The 20,201-nt window shown below is 70.9% G+C and carries 21 protein-coding genes; 14 read left to right on the top strand and 7 right to left on the bottom strand.

What is annotated here, in order from left to right; all coding sequences use genetic code 11:
• Nucleotides 1-19: 19 nt before the first annotated feature.
• A complete protein-coding gene (locus IE226_RS12760) occupies nucleotides 20-1,108 on the bottom strand; it encodes a sialidase family protein (RefSeq protein ID WP_190081236.1) in 1,089 nt (362 codons plus the stop codon).
• A 79-nt stretch (nucleotides 1,109-1,187) separates the two neighbouring features.
• Between IE226_RS12760 and IE226_RS12755 the strand changes: the two genes are divergently transcribed.
• Entirely contained in the window at nucleotides 1,188-1,802 is a 615-nt protein-coding gene (locus IE226_RS12755; protein WP_190081235.1) for a hypothetical protein, read from the top strand.
• Between the two features lie 185 nt (nucleotides 1,803-1,987).
• Nucleotides 1,988-3,259, top strand: a complete 1,272-nt coding sequence (locus tag IE226_RS12750; RefSeq protein ID WP_190081450.1) for an MFS transporter — start codon at nucleotides 1,988-1,990, stop codon at nucleotides 3,257-3,259.
• 39 nt (nucleotides 3,260-3,298) lie between these two features.
• Here the strand turns inward: IE226_RS12750 and IE226_RS12745 are convergent, their stop codons facing one another.
• On the bottom strand, nucleotides 3,299-3,520 hold the full coding sequence (locus tag IE226_RS12745; RefSeq protein ID WP_190081234.1) for a hypothetical protein: 222 nt from the start codon (nucleotides 3,518-3,520) through the stop codon (nucleotides 3,299-3,301).
• 57 nt (nucleotides 3,521-3,577) lie between these two features.
• On the opposite strand from IE226_RS12745, the gene map reads away from it, so the two are divergent.
• Both map and IE226_RS12735 read left to right on the top strand, forming a co-directional pair.
• The gene (gene map, locus IE226_RS12740) at nucleotides 3,578-4,435 is read left to right on the top strand and encodes a type I methionyl aminopeptidase (protein WP_190081233.1); all 858 of its coding nucleotides are present in this window, start codon (nucleotides 3,578-3,580) and stop codon (nucleotides 4,433-4,435) included.
• A 152-nt stretch (nucleotides 4,436-4,587) separates the two neighbouring features.
• Nucleotides 4,588-5,244, top strand: coding sequence for a biliverdin-producing heme oxygenase (locus tag IE226_RS12735; RefSeq protein WP_190081232.1), 657 nt, complete (start codon nucleotides 4,588-4,590; stop codon nucleotides 5,242-5,244).
• A gap of 38 nt (nucleotides 5,245-5,282) precedes the next feature.
• Here the strand turns inward: IE226_RS12735 and IE226_RS12730 are convergent, their stop codons facing one another.
• From IE226_RS12730 to IE226_RS12720, 3 genes are all read right to left on the bottom strand, one after another.
• Entirely contained in the window at nucleotides 5,283-5,948 is a 666-nt protein-coding gene (locus IE226_RS12730; protein WP_190081449.1) for a PhzF family phenazine biosynthesis protein, read from the bottom strand.
• A 66-nt stretch (nucleotides 5,949-6,014) separates the two neighbouring features.
• Nucleotides 6,015-7,547, bottom strand: a complete 1,533-nt coding sequence (locus tag IE226_RS12725; RefSeq protein ID WP_190081231.1) for an HtaA domain-containing protein — start codon at nucleotides 7,545-7,547, stop codon at nucleotides 6,015-6,017.
• Nucleotides 7,548-7,620: 73 nt separating this feature from the next.
• On the bottom strand, nucleotides 7,621-9,111 hold the full coding sequence (locus IE226_RS12720; protein ID WP_190081230.1) for an HtaA domain-containing protein: 1,491 nt from the start codon (nucleotides 9,109-9,111) through the stop codon (nucleotides 7,621-7,623).
• A 166-nt stretch (nucleotides 9,112-9,277) separates the two neighbouring features.
• Here IE226_RS12720 and IE226_RS12715 point away from each other — a divergent pair, with 166 nt between their 5' ends.
• The 8 genes from IE226_RS12715 to IE226_RS12680 all read left to right on the top strand — a co-directional run bounded on the left by IE226_RS12715 (nucleotide 9,278) and on the right by IE226_RS12680 (nucleotide 17,333).
• Nucleotides 9,278-10,291, top strand: coding sequence for a heme/hemin ABC transporter substrate-binding protein (locus IE226_RS12715; RefSeq protein ID WP_190081229.1), 1,014 nt, complete (start codon nucleotides 9,278-9,280; stop codon nucleotides 10,289-10,291).
• A gap of 38 nt (nucleotides 10,292-10,329) precedes the next feature.
• Nucleotides 10,330-11,385 (top strand): FecCD family ABC transporter permease, encoded by a 1,056-nt coding sequence (locus tag IE226_RS12710; protein ID WP_190081448.1) that lies wholly within the window; start codon nucleotides 10,330-10,332, stop codon nucleotides 11,383-11,385.
• A complete protein-coding gene (locus IE226_RS12705) occupies nucleotides 11,382-12,227 on the top strand; it encodes a heme ABC transporter ATP-binding protein (RefSeq protein WP_190081228.1) in 846 nt (281 codons plus the stop codon). The genes IE226_RS12710 and IE226_RS12705 overlap by 4 nt, the downstream gene beginning before the upstream one ends.
• Nucleotides 12,228-12,462: 235 nt before the next feature.
• Complete coding sequence (gene efeO / locus IE226_RS12700; RefSeq protein WP_190081227.1) at nucleotides 12,463-13,632, top strand: iron uptake system protein EfeO; 1,170 nt, start codon at nucleotides 12,463-12,465, stop codon at nucleotides 13,630-13,632.
• Nucleotides 13,633-13,652: 20 nt separating this feature from the next.
• On the top strand, nucleotides 13,653-14,966 hold the full coding sequence (efeB, locus tag IE226_RS12695) for an iron uptake transporter deferrochelatase/peroxidase subunit (protein ID WP_190081226.1): 1,314 nt from the start codon (nucleotides 13,653-13,655) through the stop codon (nucleotides 14,964-14,966).
• 15 nt (nucleotides 14,967-14,981) lie between these two features.
• On the top strand, nucleotides 14,982-15,836 hold the full coding sequence (efeU, locus tag IE226_RS12690; protein WP_190081225.1) for an iron uptake transporter permease EfeU: 855 nt from the start codon (nucleotides 14,982-14,984) through the stop codon (nucleotides 15,834-15,836).
• Nucleotides 15,837-15,910: 74 nt separating this feature from the next.
• Nucleotides 15,911-16,252, top strand: a complete 342-nt coding sequence (locus IE226_RS12685; protein WP_190081224.1) for a hypothetical protein — start codon at nucleotides 15,911-15,913, stop codon at nucleotides 16,250-16,252.
• Between the two features lie 76 nt (nucleotides 16,253-16,328).
• Nucleotides 16,329-17,333 carry an SCO2278 family lipoprotein gene (locus IE226_RS12680; protein WP_373306936.1) on the top strand — a complete coding sequence of 335 codons (1,005 nt, stop codon included), beginning with the start codon at nucleotides 16,329-16,331 and terminating at the stop codon, nucleotides 17,331-17,333.
• A 39-nt stretch (nucleotides 17,334-17,372) separates the two neighbouring features.
• Here IE226_RS12680 and IE226_RS12675 read toward each other — a convergent pair whose 3' ends face one another.
• Nucleotides 17,373-18,116, bottom strand: coding sequence for a bifunctional DNA primase/polymerase (locus IE226_RS12675; RefSeq protein ID WP_190081223.1), 744 nt, complete (start codon nucleotides 18,114-18,116; stop codon nucleotides 17,373-17,375).
• A 170-nt stretch (nucleotides 18,117-18,286) separates the two neighbouring features.
• On the opposite strand from IE226_RS12675, the gene IE226_RS12670 reads away from it, so the two are divergent.
• Nucleotides 18,287-19,150, top strand: coding sequence for a glycerophosphodiester phosphodiesterase (locus IE226_RS12670; RefSeq protein ID WP_190081222.1), 864 nt, complete (start codon nucleotides 18,287-18,289; stop codon nucleotides 19,148-19,150).
• On the opposite strand, the gene IE226_RS12665 is transcribed toward IE226_RS12670, so the two are convergent.
• The gene (locus tag IE226_RS12665; protein WP_190081221.1) at nucleotides 19,151-19,780 is read right to left on the bottom strand and encodes a TetR/AcrR family transcriptional regulator; all 630 of its coding nucleotides are present in this window, start codon (nucleotides 19,778-19,780) and stop codon (nucleotides 19,151-19,153) included.
• Between the two features lie 170 nt (nucleotides 19,781-19,950).
• On the opposite strand from IE226_RS12665, the gene IE226_RS12660 reads away from it, so the two are divergent.
• Nucleotides 19,951-20,133: a DUF6243 family protein gene (locus IE226_RS12660; RefSeq protein ID WP_190081220.1), complete on the top strand. Its 183-nt coding sequence runs from the start codon at nucleotides 19,951-19,953 to the stop codon at nucleotides 20,131-20,133.
• Nucleotides 20,134-20,201: the final 68 nt, after the last annotated feature.

The following is a 20,201-nucleotide window of genomic DNA, read 5'->3' as shown; positions in this document are numbered from 1 at the left end:
CGTCCGGCCGCCGGCTCCGTCAGGCCAGCGCCGCCACCGGGATCCGCCGGAAGGTGATCGTCTCGTACGCGCTGAAGTCACCGGTCTCGTAGAGAAGTCCCACGGCCTCGTCGTCGATGCGGACGAGGTCGGAGTACGCGGCGGGCAGCCCGTCCACCGTGTACGCGTCCTGCCACGTGATGCCGCCGTCCCGGCTGCGCCGCACCGTCATCAGGGCGCGGAAGCCGGGGTCTGCGGGCCCGGAGAACAGCAGCACGTCCGGTGTACGCAGTTGCAGCACGCTGCATTCGACGACGGGGCCGACGAGTCCCGCCTGCGGCCGGAAGGGCTTGACCAGCTTCTGGCCGCCGTCCGCGGAGTAGGCGTCGCCTCTGGTGCCGGGGGCCGGGGAGTCGTTGCGGGTGTTGAAGTAGAGCCGTCCGCCGGGGAGTTCGGCGGCGGTGGTCTCGTTCACGTTCACATAGCCGTCGGTGTTGTCGTCGACGTAGCCGATGCGCCAGGTCTGGCCGAGGTCGTCGCTGAGCAGGCAGTGGCCGCCGTTGTACTTGCCCTCGGTGCCGTCGTCCGTACCGGTGGGGGGCAGGGAGTGGTTGGCGGGCACGACGACGCGGCCGGCGGCGGTGCCTTCGCCCAGCTGGATGGCGTGGCCCGGCGTGGTCGCGTACCACCGCCAGTTCGCCTTCTTCACCTGCCCGGTGATCTCCCTGGCCGCCGACCAGGTCAGAGCGTCGTCGTCGCTGTGCTGGACCCATATACGCCGCCCGTTCGCGGCGGAGACCTTGCCGCGCCGGATGGCGTCCTCGGTCGCGGCGGCGGCGTTGCGGACGTGGACGAGGAGGATCCGGCCGGTGTCGAGGACGACGGGGGCCGGGTTGCCCGCGAGGTTGTCGCCGTTCTTGGCGGCGACCTGGAGCGCCCCCCAGGTGCGGCCGCCGTCGGTGGACCGCTTCAGCACCACGTCGATGTTGCCGAAGTCCTCCTGCGAGCCGACCCTTCCCTCGCAGAAGGCGAGCAGGGTGCCGGAGTTCGTGCGCACGACGGCGGGGATACGGAAGCTCGCGTAGCCCTCGCGCCCGGCGCGGAAAGGAACACTTGTCTCATCAGCCATCCCCGGTCCGTCCCCACCGCGGGCGAATTCCCGGTGAACTCCGCCTGACGTCTCGCCCGTTGAGGCAGGATGCCGCCCCATGGACGCCGTACGGGTCGCGCTGCTTCGCGAAGTGCTCGCCGGGACCGAGTGGGTGGGCGCGACGCGCCGCTTCGCGGGGACACTGCGGTCCTCCGTGGTGCCGCACGGGGGCGGGCTCCTCCTGGTGGGCACGGAGGAGTACGAGCCCTGGCATCTGGCCGCGCATCTCGTGGACGAGGCGGCCTGGTCCGGTACGCCGGAACTGACGCCGACGCTCGTACGCCACCGGGTACGGGAGGGCGATCCCGCCCACCTGTCGACCGGGCTCGGCCGGATCGAGGCGGCACGACGCGGCGAGACGCTGCTCGTGGTGGCGCCGGACACGCCGGCGGAGCCGCCGGGGGCGGGGTTGCTCGAACGGGTGCACGACGCGCGGGCGGCGGGGGCGACGGTGCTTGCCCTGGGTTCGGGGCACGGGGATCTGCGGGCCTTGGCGCACGAGGCGCTCGCCGTGCCTCAGTCGCCCGACCTCGATCTCGACATGGTCCAGCACTTGGTGAGCGCGGCGGCGGGGGAGAACGCGGTTCCGGTGGCACGGGGCCGTCACCGGCTCCGGGACCGCCTCTCCCGCCTCGCCGACCAGCTGACTTCCCCGCCGCCGGCGCGGTGGTAGCGCCTGACTTCTTTCTGGCGGGACGCCTTATGGGCCGCCGCTTCGCGGCGGATCTTTTCCCGCCCACCCACCCGATTACCCCGCATCCCACCCGCCCGATGACCCCGTATCCCGCCTACCCGATCACCCCGCATCCTGCGACGGGTAAATGAGTTGCCCCGTGGTCCCCGACCCGCCGACCATGGCTGTTCGTGTCTCTCTCCTCCGTGTTGCCCGATCTCTCCCCCTGGCGTTCCACCCGTGACTTCCGGCTGCTCTGGGTCCAGGGGCTCGTCACCACCTTCGGCAGCTTCATGGCCCTGGTCGCGCTGCCGTTGCAGATCAAGGACCTCACCGACTCGCCGCTGGCCGTCGGGGCGATGGGCGCGGTCGAACTGGTTCCGCTGATCGTCTTCGGGCTCTACGGGGGCGCCCTTGCCGACGCGGTCGACCGGCGCAAGGTGATCCTTCTGACGGAGGCGGGGCTCGGTCTGCTCGCGGCCGTCCTGCTCGTGAACGCCCTGCTCCCCGAGCCGCTGCTGTGGCCGCTGTACGTGGTCGCGGCCGGAGTCTCCGCGCTCGCGGGGCTGCAACGCCCCGCGCTCGACTCCCTCATGGCCCGCATCGTGCCGCACGACCAGCTCACCGCCGCCGCGGCGCTCAACTCCCTGCGCTGGAACGTGGGCGCGATCGCGGCCCCCGCGCTCGCGGGCCTGGTCGTCGCCTATGCCGGGCACGCGCCCGCGTACGCGGTGACGGTGGTCTCCTTCGCCGCCTCCGTGGCCCTGTGCACCCGTATCGCGCCCGCGCCTCCCGCGCACGACGCGGAGAAGCCGTCCCTGCGGGGCCTCGCGGAAGGCGCGCGGTACGCGTGGTCGCGGCCGGTGCTGCTCGGCACGTACGCCATCGACATGGCGGCGATGTTCTTCGCGTTCCCGAACACGATCTTCCCGTTCCTCGCCGAGGATCTCGACGCCGAGTGGTCGCTCGGCCTGATGTACGCGGCCGGGGCGGTCGGCTCGCTGCTGCTCAGCCTGACCAGCGGATGGACGTCACGGGTGCGGCGGCACGGGCTGCTCGTCGTGTTCGGGGCGGCGGGATGGGGGCTCGCGATCACGGCGGCCGGGTGGTTCGGGAACGTCTGGGTGGTCCTCGTGTGCCTGGCCCTGGCCGGCGCGGGCGACATGCTCAGCGGGCTGGGCCGCTCCACCATCTGGAACCAGACGATCCCGGACGAGCTGCGGGGCAGGCTCGCGGGCATAGAGGTGCTCTCCTACAGCGTCGGACCCCAGCTCGGCCAGGTCCGCGCCGGCGCCGCCGCCGGCTGGACGGGCACCCGCACGGCGATCTGGTCCGGCGGTCTCGCGTGCGTGGCCTCGGTCGCGGCGCTGACGGCGCTGCTGCCGAAGCTGGTGTCGTACGACGCGACGACGGACGAGGACGCCGCCCGGCGCCGGGAGGTCTCCGCCGCCCGGTAGCCGCCGCCCGGTGGCCGGCCGAAGCACCCCCGCGGCGGATCAGGCGCTGCCGGAATCCTTGTCGTGCCACTTCGGGTCGGTCTCCCACTCCAGGTTCCGCTCGGCGGCGGTCTCCATCGCGCGCTGGGCCTCCTGGCGGGACGCGTACGGCCCGAAGCGGTCCTTGCCCGGACAGTCGGGGCCCTCCTCGACCGTCTTGTGCTCCAGGCAGTAGAACCATTCGCCCGGTTTGCCGGCGGTCCGCTTCTTGAACAGTGGCATGGCTGCTCCTCTCTCTGCAGCCATGCTGCCCCACACCTGCTGGTTAGACTCGCTGGCATGTCTGGCCAGTCACTGCTCGTCCCAGGGGAGCTCTCCCCCATCCGCCCCGTTCCGGGAAACATCAGGCGCCCGGAGTACGTGGGGAAACCCGCGCCCACCCCGTACACCGGGCCGGAGGTGCAGACCCCCGAGACCATCGAGCTGATGCGCACGGCGGGCCGTATCGCCGCGCGCGCGATGGCCGAGGCCGCCAAGCACATCGCACCCGGCGTGACCACCGATGAGCTGGACCGCGTCGCCCACGAGTACATGTGCGACCACGGCGCCTACCCCTCCACGCTCGGCTACCGCGGCTTCAAGAAGTCGCTGTGCACCTCCGTCAACGAGGTCATCTGTCACGGCATCCCGGACTCGACCGTCCTGAACGACGGCGACATCATCAACCTCGACGTGACCGCGTACATCGGCGGCGTGCACGGCGACAACAACGCCACGTACCTGGTCGGGGACGTGGACGAGGAGTCCGTGCTCCTCGTGGAGCGGACCCGCGAGTCGCTCGACCGCGCCATCAAGGCGGTCAAGCCCGGCCGCCAGATCAACATCATCGGCCGCGTCATCGAGTCGTACGCCAAGCGCTTCGGCTACGGCGTCGTCCGCGACTTCACCGGCCACGGCATCAACACGTCCTTCCACTCCGGATTGATCGTCCCGCACTACGACAGCCCGCACGCGACGACGGTGATCAAGCCCGGCATGACGTTCACCATCGAGCCGATGCTGACCCTCGGCACGCACGAGTACGACATGTGGGACGACGGCTGGACCGTGGTGACGAAGGACCGCAAGCGCACCGCGCAGTTCGAGCACACGCTCGTGGTGACGGACAGCGGGGCGGAGATCCTTACGCTTCCCTGAGCTCTGAGCGGGTAGCGTTTTTACCGACAGGACGTCGGGAACCAGTTGACTTAGGTAAGCCTAAGTCAGATGATCGTAGCGGTCGCACCGGTTCCCGCGTCCCGTCCGGGCATTTCGCTGTACCTTGCTTTCTTCGGCTTCGGAGGTCCCTCATGGATCCGTTCTCCACGGTCATCCGCACCGCTTCGCACGAGCAGCACACGGAGGCGGAGACCTCGACGTTCATGAGCGACCTTCTCGGCGGCAGGCTGGGCGTCGACGCGTACGCGCGCTACACCGAGCAGCTGTGGTTCGTGTACCGCGCCCTGGAGGAAGGTGCCGAGGCGCTGCGCGACGACCCGGTCGCGGGCCCGTTCATACAGCCCGAGCTGCTGCGCGTCGCCGAGCTGGAGCGGGACCTCGCGCATCTGCGGGGCGCGGGCTGGAAGTCCGCCGCAGTCCCGCTGCCCGCCACCGCGGCGTATGCGGCGCGGGTCGCGGAGTGCGCGCAGGAGTGGCCCGGCGGCTATGTCGCCCACCACTACACCCGTTACCTGGGCGATCTCTCCGGCGGCCAGATCATCCGCGGCAAGGCGGAGCAGACGTGGGGCTTCGCCCGCAAGGGCGACGGCGTCCGCTTCTACGTCTTCGAGGGCATCTCCAACCCCGCCGCGTTCAAGCGGGGCTATCGGGAGCTGCTCGACGGTCTGGACGCAGTAGTTCCGGACGAGCTCGAGCGGCAGCGGATCGTGGACGAGTGCAAGCGCGCCTTCGCTTTGAATACGGCGGTCTTCCGTGAGCTGGGGGACGAGTTCCCGCTCTCGGCGTAGGGGGTGGGGCGGGCGCGTGAGGACGGGGGCGGGAAGCCTCAGGCCCCTCCCAGCCGCACCCGTCCCCCCACCTCGATCAAACCCCCCGGCGCCGGCGCCGTAAGGATCTGGGAGCCGCGCCCCTGGGTGATGTTGAGCGCCCGGCCGAGCCGTTCCGTCAGGAGCAACGCCGCCGCGCCCGTGGCCTCGTCCTCCCGGATGCCGTCGTCCCGGCCGGGAAAGCCCCGCGCCCGCACCCGCCCCGCGGCCTCGTCCTGCCACGCCCACGCGTACACCCACTCCCCCGGCGGGGGCACCGCGAGGGCGTCCAGCTCGGCCGGGCTGTCGTAGGCACGCAGCGTCCGCCCCGGCGCCCACTCCGCCCGCGCGGCGATCCAGCTGAACTCCCCGTCCTGGCGGGCCTGCACCACTCCCGCGGGAACGACGAGTTCGGGCACGTCCAGAAGCCAGGACGTCCCCACACAGGGGTGCCCGGCGAAGGGCAGCCGCAGCGTAGGGGTGTAAATGTCGATGACCCCGCGCTCGGGGTCATCGACGAACACGGTCTCGCTGAAGCCGAGTTTCGCGGCGTACTCCTGCCGCTCGTCCCGCCCCGGCACGCGGGCCCCGTCGCGCACGACACCCAACTCGTTGCCGTGCCGACCGTCGGGCCCGCAGAAGACGCGCAGGACATCAAGGCCGTCGAAGCTGCCGGGGCCCCCGATGCCTGCGAGGCCGCCGGCGCGGCCGAAGCCGTCAAGTGGTTCTGTCACTCCGGCATTCAAGCATCCTCACGAAGTGCGGCGCCGGGCCACGAAGACCGCTCCCGCACCGGCGGCGATGACCGCCCCCGCGGTTCCGAGCAGCGCGCCCGTCGGCACCGAAGCACCGGTGGACGCCATCGAGCCGCCCGTGCCCCCGCCGACCGAACCACTGCCGAGGTCGGACGAACCCCCGCCGGTGGTACCGGTACCGGAGGTGGAGCCCCCCGACGCACCGCCGCTGCCGCTGCCGCCGCCCGGCAGCTCCGCGCCCTCGGCGACCGAGAGTGCCACCGTCACGGGGTCGATCGCGTCGCCCTCCTTGTAGCCGGACGGCGCGTCCTCGCTCTCGAACTGCTTCGCGCCCGCCGCGGTGAACGCCGCCGGCACCTTGTCGAGCACGACGACATCGTCCTTCGCCGCGTACGACGCCTTGGAGAGGTCGAGCGTCGCGAACTTCACGTCGTTGTTGGTGCCCTTGGGAGTGGTGACGTCCACGGTCAGCGTGCCCTTGGCGCCGTCCGCCGCCACCTTGATGTCGCCGAACTTCATGTCGATGCCGTGCGCCTTGTACTCGAAGCGGACGGCTCCGCCGAAGGACGCCGTCAGCTTCTTCGCGTCGCTGTCCACATCACCCTCGGCGTACGGGAAGTCGTAGCCGTTGTCGTTCTTCTCGGCGCCGCCGGAGAGCGTGGCGCCGCCGCCGGACTCGATGTAGCGGCGGAAGCTCTCCTTCACGCCCCAGGCGAGCGAGCCGTCGTGGACCTCGCCCCCGGGCTTCTCGGTGCCGGTGCCGCTGGTCGGCTTCGGCGTCTGTGAGGGCTTGCCCGTCGGCTTCGGCGTCTCGGTGGGCTTCGCGGTCGGCTTCGGGGTCTCGGTGGGCTTCGGCGTGCCGGTCGGCTTGGGCGTCTCGGTCGGCTTCTCGGTCACCGGGGCGCCCGCAGTCACCGTGAGCGTGGCCGGGTCGAGCTTCTCGCCCGCCTCGTACATGCCGTTGAAGGCCTTGGCGCCGTCCGCCGTCAGCGTCGCCGGGATGTCCTTGAAGGTCATCGCGCCGCCCTCGCCCTGGCCCGGCCTGATCCCGGTCAGGTCGAGCTTGGCGAGGTCGATGTCGTTCTGGGTGGTGCCGTTGAGGCTGACGTCGGCCTGGACGGCGCCGCCCGTGCCCTCGGTGCGGACCTTGACGTCGGCGAGCTTGATGTCGAAGCGGTGGAGCTCGGAGACGAAACGGACGCTGCCCTTGAAGGCGGTGTCGGTGGCGTGCGTCCCGGTGTCGTACGTCCCCGTGCCGTCGGTGAAGGTGAACACGCCGTTGTCCGCTGCCTGCTTGGCGCCGTCCGTGGCCTCGATCTTGCCCTTGGCCATGCCCGCGACGTACTTGCGGAAGGACTCCTTGAGGCCCCAGTCCAGCGTGCCGTTCTTCAGCTCCACCTTCGGCGGGGCGGCGGCAGCGCCGTCGGCGGCGAGCGCCGGAAGGGTCAGGGCGGTCGCGCCGAGCGTGACGGCGGTCGCGACGGCAGCCGCGAGGGTTATGGGACGACGGGGGCGGCGGATGGCGGCCATGATCAGGCTTCTCCTTGGAGAGAGGTGCGAGGAGGTGTGAGGAGAGGAGTGAACGAGCGGGGAGGGAGGAAAGTCAGGAGCCAGAGCCAGAGCCAGAGCCAGAGCCTGAGCCCGAGTCGGTGGCGGAAGTGGCCGCCGCCGCACGCTTCTTGCGTACGACTCCGAACGTGACCGCCGCGGCGAGCAGCACCGCCACGCCCGCGCCGACGCCGATCGGCACGGCGGGCGACGAGGAGTCGGAGGAGTCGGCGGCGTTCTCGGTCTGCGGTTCGGCGGCCTTCTTCGCCTTCGGTTCCGGGGCCGGGCTCGCGGACGAACCGAGGTCCGGCAGGGCGGGCAGCTTCGCGTCGGCGTCCAGGGCGACGGCGAGCGAGAGCGGGTCCATCTCCGAGCCCGCCTTGTACATGCCGCCGAACGCCTTGGAGCCGTCGGCGGTGAGCTCCGTCGGCACCTCGGCGAGGGAGACGAGCCCGTCCTCCGGCTTCAGGTCCTTCGCCGCGAAGGTGACCAGCGGGGCGTTCTTCAGCGTGACGCCCTTGTCGCCCTCGCTCCGGACATCCGCGCGGAGCGTGCCCTTGCCGTCCTTCACCCGGACGGCGACCTTGCTCAGCGCGAGGTCGAGGCCGTGTTCGCCGGTGAAGCGCACCGTGCCGGCGAAGTCCGCGTCGAGGGACTGCTTCTTCTTGTCGTACGTCCCCTCGCCCTGGGGGAAGCGGAAGAGCGCGCCGCCGTCCTCGGCGCCCGCGGACAGTTTCCACTCGCCCTTGGCGATGGAGCCGGTGACGTACTCCCGGAAGGTGCGGCGCACGCCCCAGTCGACGGCCGCGTCCTCGATCCGGCCCGCCTTCGTCTTCTTGCCGGAGTCCGAGGACTTCGCGGGCTTCGAAGGCTTCGGCGACGGCTTCTTCGTCGACGCGCCGGAGCCGGACTTCGCCACGAGGTCCGTCGACAGGCTTACCCGGTCGAGCTCGGTGCCCGCGGTGTAGTACCCGGCGAAGGCCTTCGCGCCCCGGGAAGTGAGCGTCGCGGGGACGTTGTTCAGGGCGATCGGCCCCGATCCGCCCTTCATGTTGATGCCGGACATGCCGAGATTCGCGAGCGGGACCTGAGCGGTGGACGTGACCTTGCCCGTGCCCTTCTCCTTGCTGACCATGTCGGCGTAGAGCGTGCCGGAGCCGCCGGAGATCTTGACGGTGGGACGGCTGATGGTGAGGTCGAGCTCGTACGAGCCGCCCTTCTTGTGCCCGAGGAAACGCACCCCGCCCGAGAACGCGGCGCTGAAGGCCCCGCTGTCCGGGTCGTACGAACCCTTCGCCGAATGGAAGCGGAACTGGCTGCCGCCGACCGTGGCGGCGCCGCCCTGGAGGGTCGAACTCCCCTGCGCTATCGGCCCGGTCACGTAGCTCTGGAACGAGGATTTGATGCCCCAGTCGAGCCGTCCGCCCTGGACCGTGCGGTCCTCGGCGTGCGCGACGCCCGCCGGAAGCAGCGCTCCGACGAGTGCGGTGAGCACCGCCACGGCTCCGCCGCGGGCAATGGCTCGCGCCTGTCTTGACGACGACATGGGGCCCCTCCAGATGTGGCTAATGAGGTAAGGCTAACCTAAACTACGATCACTTCGGCTGGAACCCCCATCCCGGCCATCCAGGCCCGGGAGACCCACAGCGGCCCGTCGGCAACCCCGGCCACAGGCCCTCAACAGCACGACAGGACGGTGGACTTCGGTGCGTATGCCGCGCTCACTCCGTATCGCCGGCGCATGGACCGCCGTCCTCGCCCTGGCCCTCACGGGTTGCGGATCATCGTCGGACGGCGGTGGAGGGACGTCCCCGAAGGCGAAGGCGGCGGCCTCCGCGCCCGACCGGGTCGAGCCCCTGGAGACCCGCCCCGACCCGGTGCTCCCCGCGACGGTCACCTCGGCCGACGGCACGAAGGTCACCGTCGAGGACACGAGCCGGATCGTGCCGCTGACCGGCAGCCTGAACGAGATCGTCTTCACGCTCGGGCTCGGCGAGAACGTCGTCGCCCGCGACATCACCGCGACCTTCGAGCAGGCGAAGAAGCTGCCGGTGGTGACGCGCGCGCACGACGTGTCGGCGGAGAGCGTGCTGTCCCTCAAGCCGACGGTCGTCCTCGCCGACACCTCGACGGGACCCGCGGAGGCCATCGGCCAGATACGTGACGCGGGCATCCCGCTGGTCGTCTTCGACCCGGCGAAGAGCCTCGACGACGTGGGCCCGCGCATCGACGCGGTGGCCAAGACGCTGGGGGTCGGGAAGTCGGGCGACGAGCTCAAGTCCCGTACGCGGGAACGCATCGCGAAGGTACGGAAGTCCATCCCGGCCGCCGCACGCGCCGAGAAGCCCCGCGTCGCCTTCCTCTATCTGCGCGGCTCCGCGTCCGTCTATCTGCTCGGCGGCCGCGAGTCCGGCGCGGGCTCGCTCCTGGAGGCGGCGGGCGCGGTCGACGCGGGGAAGGCGTCGGGCCTGGAGAAGGACTTCACGGCGATCACCAGCGAGGCGCTCGCCAAGGCGGCGCCGGACGCGATCCTGGTGATGTCCAAGGGGCTCGAATCGGTGGACGGCGTGGACGGCCTGCTCAAGGTGCCGGGTGTCGCCGAGACCCCGGCCGGTCTCGACCGCCGCGTCGTCTCGATCGACGACGGGGTGCTCCTCAACTACGGGCCGCGCACGGATCAGGTCCTGAAGTCGCTGGTGGACCAGTTGTACGGGAGCGGGAAGTGACCGTCCTGACCAAGGCCGCGGACTCCGGTCGCACCGACGTGCGACCTCCGGCCAGAAAAGCCCGCCGGCGGGGCACGACCGCCTCCCTGACCGCCGGGCTCACTGCCGCCCTCGTACTCCTCTGCCTTCTCTCCGCCGGTATCGGCGCGTACGACATCCCGCTCGGGGACGTGCTCGGTTCCGTGCAACACCGGATCGGTCTCGGCGGCGGCGCGCTCGACCGGGTCGCGGAGAGCGTCCTGTGGAACGTACGGCTGCCGCGCGTGACGCTCGCGCTGCTCGTCGGCGGCTCGCTGGGCTGCGCGGGGGCGCTCATGCAGGGCGTGTTCGGCAATCCGCTCGCCGAACCCGGTGTCATCGGGATCTCGGCGGGCGCGGCCGTCGGCGCGGTGGCGTCGATCGCGCTCGGGCTCAGCTTCTTCGGGAACTGGACCGTGACGGTCTGCGCGTTCGCCGCCGGGCTCGCGACCGTCCTTCTCGTGTACGCCCTCTCGCGCAACGGGGGCCGTACGGAAGTCGTCACGCTGATCCTCACCGGAATCGCGGTGAACGCCTTCGCGGGGGCGCTGATCGGGCTCTGCATCTTCTTCGCGGACAACGCGCAGGTCACCCAGATCACGTTCTGGCAGCTCGGCTCGCTCGCGGGGGCGACATGGCCGAAGGTGCTCGCCGTGCTGCCGTGCGCGGTGGCGGGTCTTGCGGTCGCGCCGCTGTACGCGCGGAAGCTGGATCTGCTCGCGCTCGGCGAGCGGCCCGCGCGGCATCTCGGGGTCGACGTGGAGCGGCTTCGGCTCGTGCTCGTCCTGGTGGTGGCGCTGCTGACCGCCGCCGCGGTGGCCGTCGCCGGGATCATCACGTTCGTCGGTCTGCTCGTCCCGCATCTGCTGCGGATGGCGGCGGGGCCCGGTCATCGCTTCCTCGTGCCGGGCAGCGCGCTCGGCGGGGCGGTCGTCCTTGTCGGCGCGGATCTCGCGGCGCGGACGGTGGCGGCGCCCGCGGAGCTGCCGCTCGGGGTGCTCACCGCGCTCTTCGGCAGCCCGTTCTTCTTCTGGCTGCTGCGCAGGACCCGTCGCAGGCAAGGGGGTTGGGCATGATCGCGCGGATCACCGGGCGGCTGTTCGCGTCGGGGCGCGGGCTCGCACTGCCGGAGTCTTCCGCTCCGGGCGAGGTGCTGGCGCAGGCGTCGGAGCTTGTGGTGCGTCTGGGCGGGCGCGAGGTGCTCGCTGGGGTGTCCGTCGCCGCCCGGGCGGGCGAGGTGCTTGCCCTGGTCGGGCCGAACGGGGCGGGGAAGTCGACCCTGCTGGCCGCGCTGGCCGCCGATCTCGCGGCCGACGAGGGGGACGTACGGATCTGCGGGCGGGCCGCCGCCCAGTGGCCGGCGCGTGAACTCGCCCTGCGCCGGGCCGTGTTGCCGCAAGCGGCCGCGCTCTCCTTTCCCTTCCCGGTGGAGGACGTCGTACGGATGGGGCGTGCTCCCTGGGCCGGGACGGCGCTCGAGGACGACGACGACCGTGCGGTGCGGGAGGCGATGGACGCGACGGAGGTCACGGAGTTCGCCGGCCGGCCGTTCTCGGCGCTGAGCGGTGGGGAGCGGGCGCGGGTCGCGCTGGCCCGTGTCCTCGCCCAGCGGGCGCCGCTCCTTCTGCTCGACGAGCCGACCGCGGCGCTCGACCTGCGCCACCAGGAGCTGGTCCTGCGGGTCTGCCGGGATCGGGCCGCCGCGGGGGACGCGGTGGTGGTGGTGCTGCATGATCTGGGGCTTGCGGCGGCGTACGCGGATCGGGTGGCGGTGCTGCGGGGCGGGGCGCTCGCCGCGGAGGGGGCTCCGGGTGACGTCTTCACCGGGGAGCTGCTGAGCGAGGTCTACCGGCAGCCGGTGGAGGTCTTCCCGCATCCGCGGACGGGGGCTCCGCTGGTTACGCCGGTGCGGGGCTGAGGGGGCGGGGGCTCCGACAACCCCTCCCGCCCGGGCCCCGACAAGATGTTCTCGATCGCCGGCCGGGCTGGACTATCCAGCCCGTCCGGCGTTTGAGGACGAACTCGGCGAAGCCGGTGATCACGGCACCAAGGCTTGACCCGCACTTTGCCGTTCCCGCAGATAAGGGGAGGTTAAGTTAGGTTCCCCTCACCCCGGCCCGCCGGGGTTGTTCGTGAACCGCCTTGGAGTCCCCATGCACCCCGCCCGCCTCACCACCGCCACTGCTCTCGCCGCAGCGGCAGCGGCAACGCTCACCGCCGTCACGGGCTGCACCGAGAAAAGCGACGCCAAGGCCGGCGGCAACACCGTCGCGGTGACCGCCACCGACGACAAGTGCGAGGTCTCCACGACCAAGCTCCGCGCCGGGCACGTCGAGCTCGCCATCGAGAACAAGGGCACCAAGGTCACCGAGGTCTACCTCCTCTTCCCCGACGACCGCATCGTCAGCGAGCGCGAGAACATCGGCCCCGGCACGAAGCAGAAGCTCACCGCCGAGGTGAAGGCGGGCTCGTACCAGATCGCCTGCAAGCCCGGCATGAAGGGCGACGGCATCCGCCAGAAGGTCACCGTCAGCGGCGGCAAGACCGTCAAGCGCGACCCGCGTCTCGACAAGGCCGTCGCCGACTACCGCGCCTACGCCCAGGAGCAGGCCGACGCGACGCTGCCCAAGGTGAAGCTCTTCACCGACGCCGTGCGCGAGGGCGACATCGAGGCCGCGAAGAAGGCGTACTCCAACTCCCGCATCGGCTGGGAGCGCACCGAGCCGGTCGCCGAGTCCTTCGGCGACATCGACCCGAAGGTCGACGTCCGCGAGGACGGTCTGGAGGAGGGCCAGGACCTGGAGAAGGACTGGACGGGCTGGCACCGTCTGGAGCGGGCCCTGTGGAAGGACAAGAAGATCGGCGAGCGCGAGAAGGAGCTCGCCACGCGGCTGGACAAGGACCTCAAGGGCTGGCAGAACCGCGTCGGCAAGGCGGAGATCACCCCGACCTCCATGGCGAACGGCGCCAAGGAGCTCCTCGACGAGGTCGCCACCGGCAAGGTCACCGGCGAGGAGGAGCGCTACTCGCACACCGACCTCGTCGACTTCAAGGCGAACGTCGAGGGCGCCGAGAAGGCGTACGGCCTGCTCAAGGCCGTCGCCTCGGAGAACGACCCGGCGCTCACCAAGGAACTCGACAAGCAGTTCGCGGCCCTGGACAAGCTGCTCGACACGTACCGCAGGGGCGGCGGCAAGGACTCGTACACGTACACGTCGTACGACAAGGTCGGCAAGGCGGACCGCAAGGAGCTGCAGGACGGCGTCAACGCGCTCGCCGAGCCGCTGTCGAAGCTGGCCGCCGCGGTCGTCGGCAGCAAGTAGCGGCAGGGGGCACGGGAACGATGAGCGAGACCACGAGGGACACCGGGGACACAGGCGACACCGGCGGCGGCAGCGGCACGTCCGCGTCGGGCGCCGACACCAACCCCCCAGCCCCCTCCCGGCGTTCGCTGCTCGGCTGGGGCGGTGCGGGGCTCGCGCTCGGCGCCGCCGTCACCGGGGGCGCCGTGGCGGTTACCCGCGCCGGGGACGGGGACGAGGCCGTGCCCGCCGCTTCCGCGGGCGGCGCCGTCGCCTTCCTCGGCAAGCACCAGGCGGGCATCGCCACCCCCGTCCAGGACCGGCTGCACTTCGCCGCGTTCGACGTGAAGACGGACGACCGCGAGCAGTTCGTGCGGCTCCTGAAGGACTGGACGAAGGCCGCCGCGCGGATGACCGCGGGGCACGAGGTCGGCGAGGGTGCCTTCGGCGGGCTCGTGGAGGCGCCGCCGGACGACACCGGCGAGGCGCTCGGCCTCAAGCCGTCCCGGCTGACCCTCACCATCGGCTTCGGGCCGGGTCTCTTCGAGAAGTTCGGGCTCGCGGACAAGCGGCCCGAAGCCCTCGTCGATCTGCCGAAGTTCCCCGGCGACAACCTCGACAAGTCCCGCGGCGGCGGCGATCTGTGCGTGCAGGCCTGTGCGGACGACCCGCAGGTCGCCGTGCACGCCATCCGCAACCTCGCCCGCATCGGCTTCGGCAAGGTCGCGGTGCGCTGGTCGCAGCTGGGCTTCGGCAAGACGTCCTCCACGACGCCGGGCGCGCAGACGCCCCGTAACCTCTTCGGGTTCAAGGACGGCACCCGCAACGTCTCGGGCGAGGACGGCTCGGCGCTCGCCAGGCATGTGTGGGTGGGCGAGAAGGACGGGCCCGGCTGGATGGCCGGCGGCTCGTATCTCGTCGCGCGCCGCATCCGCATGAACGTCGAGACGTGGGACCGGACGCCGCTCGGCGAGCAGGAGGACATCTTCGGGCGCGACAAGGGCAAGGGTGCCCCGGTCGGCAGGGCGAAGGAGCACGACGAGCCGTTCCTGAAGGCGATGAAGCCGGACTCCCACGTCCGGCTCGCGCACCCGGACAGCAACGGCGGTGCGAAGATCCTGCGCCGCGGCTATTCCTTCACGGACGGCACCGACGGTCTGGGCCGCCTGGACGCGGGGCTCTTCTTCCTCGCGTACCAGCGGGACGTCCGTACGGGATTCATTCCGGTGCAGCGCAGCCTGGCGCGCTCCGACGCGCTCAACGAGTACATCCAGCACGTGGGTTCAGCGGTTTTCGCGATCCCGCCGGGCGTCCGCGACAAGGACGACTGGTGGGGCCGGACACTGTTCAGCTGAGGGGATCTGACGGACATGTTCGGTAACTACCTGATCGGCCTGCGCGAGGGACTCGAAGCCAGTCTGGTCGTCTGCATCCTCATCGCCTATCTCGTGAAGACGGAGCGGCGCGACGCGCTGAAGCCCATCTGGATCGGCATCGGCGTCGCGTGCGGGCTCGCGCTCGGCTTCGGGTGCGCGCTGACCTTCGGTTCGCAGGAGCTGACGTTCAAGGCGCAGGAGGCGCTTGGCGGTTCACTGTCGATCGTGGCCGTCGCCCTGGTGACGTGGATGGTCTTCTGGATGCGGCGTACGGCCCGCCATCTCCGGGCCGAGCTGCACGGCAAGCTGGACGCGGCGCTCCAGATGGGCACGGCCGCCCTGGTCGCCACCGCGTTCCTCGCCGTGGGCCGCGAGGGCCTGGAGACCGCCCTGTTCGTGTGGGCGTCGGTGCGCGCGTCGAACGACGGGACGCCGGGGCCGCTGATCGGCGTGCTCCTGGGCCTGCTCACCGCCATCGCGCTCGGCTGGCTGTTCTACAAGGGCACGGTCCGCATCAACCTGGCGAAGTTCTTCACGTGGACCGGCGCCATGCTGGTGGTCGTGGCGGCGGGCGTCCTCGCGTACGGCGTCCATGACCTCCAGGAGGCGGAGTTCATCGGCGGCCTGCAGAACAAGGCGTTCGACATCAGCGCGACGATCCCGCCGGACAGCTGGTACGGCACGCTCCTGAAGGGCGTCTTCAACTTCCAGCCCGATCCGACGGTTGTCCAGGTCGTGGTCTGGCTGCTGTATCTCGTGCCGACCCTGGTGTTCTTCTTCGCACCCGCGAGGCCCTCGTCCCGCCGGGCTGCCGCGCCCGAGGAGGCAACAGTTCCGGAACAGGGCTGAGCAGGATGTGCCATACACGAACTCTTGTACCTATGATCGCCGTTCACCAGTCGATCAACCAACGGGGAGACACCTTGAGCACCTCACGCGTGGGCAAGACCCTTGCCACCCTCACCGCCGCGACCGCCATGGCGTTCGGCGGCACGCTGATGACGGCGACCGGCGCGGCCGCCGTCGGAGGCTCGGCCTGCGAGGTGAACATCAAGAACACGCAGATGATCGCCGGCTCGTTCGGTGCCCAGACGCGCAGCGGCCCGGGCACCAGCTACAGCAAGAAGGCCCATCTGGCGTCCTTCGAGGGCTTCTACGCCCGCTGCTACGCCAAGAACAGCGCCGGCAACAGGTGGTACTACGGCGACCCGAACAGCTCGAGCTCGCGCTCCTGGGTCTTCGCGGGGAACGTGCAGGCCATCTGAGGCCGGACCGCCTGACCACGCCCCTTCCCGGCCCGGTAGGGTTCGGGCCCGGGAAGGGGTAGGTGAAGGTATTCCGATGAACAAGGTGCGCAGGGTTCGCGGTCTCGATCGGCCCGTCCACCGGACCGGCATCCGGCCCGTCATGGCGTCGGCGGCGGTGACGGCCCTCGCCCTGACGGCGAGCGGCTGCGTGACCGTGCACGGCGAGCGTGAGGTCGTGCCGTCGGCCACCAAGTCCGAGGCGGCCAAGGCCCTCAAGGACTTTCTCACCGCGTACAACAAGGCCGAGAAGGCGTACGACCCGGCCCTGGACGCGGCGCGGGTCACCGGCCCGCTGAGCGCCATCAACCAGGCGGGTCTGAAGGTGCGGGGGACGCAGAATCCGGGCGGCAATCCCCGGCACGTGCCGCTGGAGCTGACGGACGCGAAGTTCTCCATCCCCGCGAAGGCCGGCTGGCCCCGGTGGTTCGTCGCGGACACGAAGTCGAACCGCAGGGGCGACCTGCGCTGGGTCCTGGTCTTCACCAAGGGCAGCAAGGACCAGCTGTGGGAGGCGTCCTACCTGAACCTGGTCTCGCCGCAGAAGATGCCCGAGCTGAAGAAGGACAAGGACGGCTGGGCCGAGCCGGTCCCGGTGGACACCAAGTCCCTCGCGGTGGCGCCGAAGAACCTCGGCAGGGAGTACACGACGTATCTGAAGTCGGGCGGCGACACGTTCGCGCCGGGCGACCACACGACGCTGTGGAAGGCGGCCCGCGACAAGAACACCAAGCGGCGCGGCATCGCCGTCCAGTACATCGACGAGCCGCAGAACGACGGAACGTTCGCTCCGGTGGGCCTGCGCACGAAGGACGGCGGCGCGATGGTCTTCTTCTCGACGCACCACTACGAGAAGCGGACCGCCGCGAAGGGCGTGAACCTCACCATCGACCCCGAGGTGAAGCCGCTCCTGAAGGGCGAGGTCAAGCAGTCGGTGATGCTGGAGCGCGTCTCCAACCAGGTCGTCGTCGACCCGGCGGGGACGGGCAAGGTGTCGTTCCTGAGCCGCATCCAGGGCCTGACGGGCGCGCAGGGGGAGTAAGCCCGCGGGCCGCGGGCATAGGCTCCCTTCGCCCGGGCGTCAGCCCCTCAGCGGCCAGGCGGCGGCTTCGTGCTGGGGTTCGCCCGCGACGCGGGCGCATTCGTCGGTGAGGATCTCGAGGAGCGTCAGCGGGTCCGGCAGGGCGTGCTCGGGGCCTCGGATCCAGCGGACCGCCAGATCGCCGGGGAGCCTTGCGGGCGGCACGAGGACGTACGAACCGCGGCAGTGCCAGCGCAGGCCGGGGTGTTCGTTCGTCGTCTCGGGGTGGCAGTCGAGCTCACAGGGCCACCACTCGTCCTCGTCCTCCGGGGTGCCGCGCGTGAGCGTGAAGAAGAGCATCCGCCCGTCGTCCATGACGCCCTCGGACTCGGCGACCGGGCCCACGTCGATGCCGTCGGCGAGCAGCCTGGCGAGTGCCTCGCGCCCGGCGTCCACCGGCACGTCGAGCACGTCGTGCACCATGCCCGTCGCGGTGATGAAGTTGGCCTGCGGCTGATGCCTGGCCCAGCGCTCGATCTGCCCGCGGTCGGTCGTGGACTGCGTCTGCCAGGCGAAGGAGATGGGGTGTCTGGCGGGGGTGGGACAGCCGATGCGGTCGCACGAACACCGGTACGCGGAGGGGTGCGCGGCCGGTGAGAGCGGCAGACCCGCCGCCGCCGCGGCGACCAGCAGGGCCTCACGGCCCGCTTCACCGTCTGCCGTGTCCTCCGGTCGGGGACGCCGGCGAAGCCACTGGGAAAACCTGCTCTGCCCGCCGGACCGGCGGCCGAACTCCGCGCCCATCAATCCCCTCACCTCGCATGTGTGCCGAGAAGCATGTCCCATGGTCGCACCATCCTGCTCCTCGGGGGGCCAGAGCCCACATCCGGGGTAGCTGGGGTGATGCACGGCGCAGGGTGACATCACGGGCTTTTGCGTGGCAACAAGGGATATACACCCCTACCGTGGCGGTCATGGTCACCAGGACTGTGCTCACGGGACTCTCCGGGTTCATGAGCCTCACCACATTGACCCTCGCGACGCCCGCCGGATCTCTTTCCCCGCTCGAATGGGGCGGCGGCCCCCTGACGGCGGACGCACTCCCCCGCGTCACCTACACCGCGCACCGGGGCGGCGCCCTGGAGGTGCCGGAGAACAGCATGTCGGGCCTGGTGGCGGCGTACGAACGCGGCACGGCCCAGGTCATCGACGTCGATACGCGGATACTGCGCGACGGCACGCTCGTGGCCATGCACGACGCGACCCTGGACCGCACGACGACGTCAAAGGGCCCGGTGCGCTCGCTCACCCTGCGCCAGTGGCGGCAGGTCAGGCTGCGGCCGGGGGCCGGGCTGCCCGGCAGCTGGCGTTCCGAGCGCCCGCCGACGGTCGCGGAGGTCCTCGACCGGTTCGGCGGGCGGATCGTGCTGATGCTGGAGGCCAAGGACCCGCGCAGCCTGCGCAGACTCGGCTCGCTGATCCGCGCGCGGGGCCTGACCCGCTCGGTGTTCGTCAACTCCAACGAGCCCGGCGTCGCGCTGCGGGCGCACCGGATGGGGCTGCTCGCGCAGGTGTGGCGCTCCAGGGAGCAGATGCGCACGGACCGGCCCGCGCGCTGGGCCGGGTTCGTGGACGTCCTCGACGTGGACCACAAGGCGCGGGACGTGGATCTGCTGCGTGCGGTCAACTCCGGTATCCCGCGGGTGTGGGCGCACACGGTGACCACGCCGGGTCAGCGCGACCGGGCGCTGCGATTCGGCTGCAACGGCGTGATCACGGACGCTCCGGGGCTGCTTGCGCGGACGCCGGTGAAGGGGTGGCCGGCCAATCTCGTGTGATCAGCGGGGCGCGATGCCGTAAAGGGCGTACTCGACGAGCTTGTCGCCGTATTCGTGGGTGAGCGGCCCGGTGCGCTGCAACCAGCGCTGGGCCATCGGGCCCGTCCACAGCTCCAGGGCGATGCGGGGGTCCACCTCGGCGGAGACCTGGCCGGCCTCCTGGGCGCGCCGCAGTCGCTTGACGTAGAGCTGGAGCGAGGGTTCGAGGAGCTTCTCGACGTACTCGGCGCCGATCTCCTCGTTGAGCATGCCCTCGGCGGCGAGCGCCCGGTAAGGGGCGTCGTACTTGGGGTTCTTGAGCTCGTCGATGGTGGCCCGCACGACGTACTTGAGGTCGGCCTCGAGATCTCCGGAGTCCGGGATCTCGTGCTCCGGTTCATGGCCAGCCGCGGTGCTCGCCTCCACGCTCGCCTGGTGGCCGAGGTCCAGGAAGGCGTCGAGCAGGACGGCGCCCTTCGACGGCCACCAGCGGTAGATCGTCTGTTTGCCCACGCCCGCGCGGGCCGCGATCGCCTCGATCGTGAGCTTGGCGTAGCCGACCTCGGAGACCAGTTCGAGGGCGGCGTCATAGATCGCGCGGCGCGAGCGTTCGCTGCGGCGCTTGGAGTCAGGGGCGGGTTTCGTGGCCATGCCGTCGAATGTAGCAGCGAACGAGCCGAGACGTACCGTCTCGAAAAACCTTGACAAGACGAACCGTCTCGTTCAGAGTTAGCCATCGAAGCGAGACGAGACGTCTCGCGGAAGGTACGCGGATCACTCGGTCCCTCGATCATTCGATCACTCGACCCGGAGGTACTCACATGTCGCGAGGCGGAGCAGGAAACATGCTGGGCGTCGGCGGTACGCGCACCAACCTCTCCCGCAAGGCGCTGCGCGGCGGGGGCCGCGGCGGCCAGGTCGGCGGCGGGCTCAGCCCGCAGGCGCAGAAGCGCGAGCTGCTGCGCAAACTCCAGGAAGGCCGCTCGGCGCGCGGCGAGTCATGAGACGGGGGCGCGGATGGTGCCCTGACCATCCGCCGACCCGGCTGGACCACTCGCTGAACCACCCGTTC

The sequence above is a fragment of the Streptomyces longisporoflavus genome (genome assembly GCF_014649775.1).
GTDB lineage: Bacteria > Actinomycetota > Actinomycetes > Streptomycetales > Streptomycetaceae > Streptomyces > Streptomyces longisporoflavus.
Note: the sequence above shows the minus strand (reverse complement) of the source record. Positions and strands in the feature narration are given on the sequence as shown.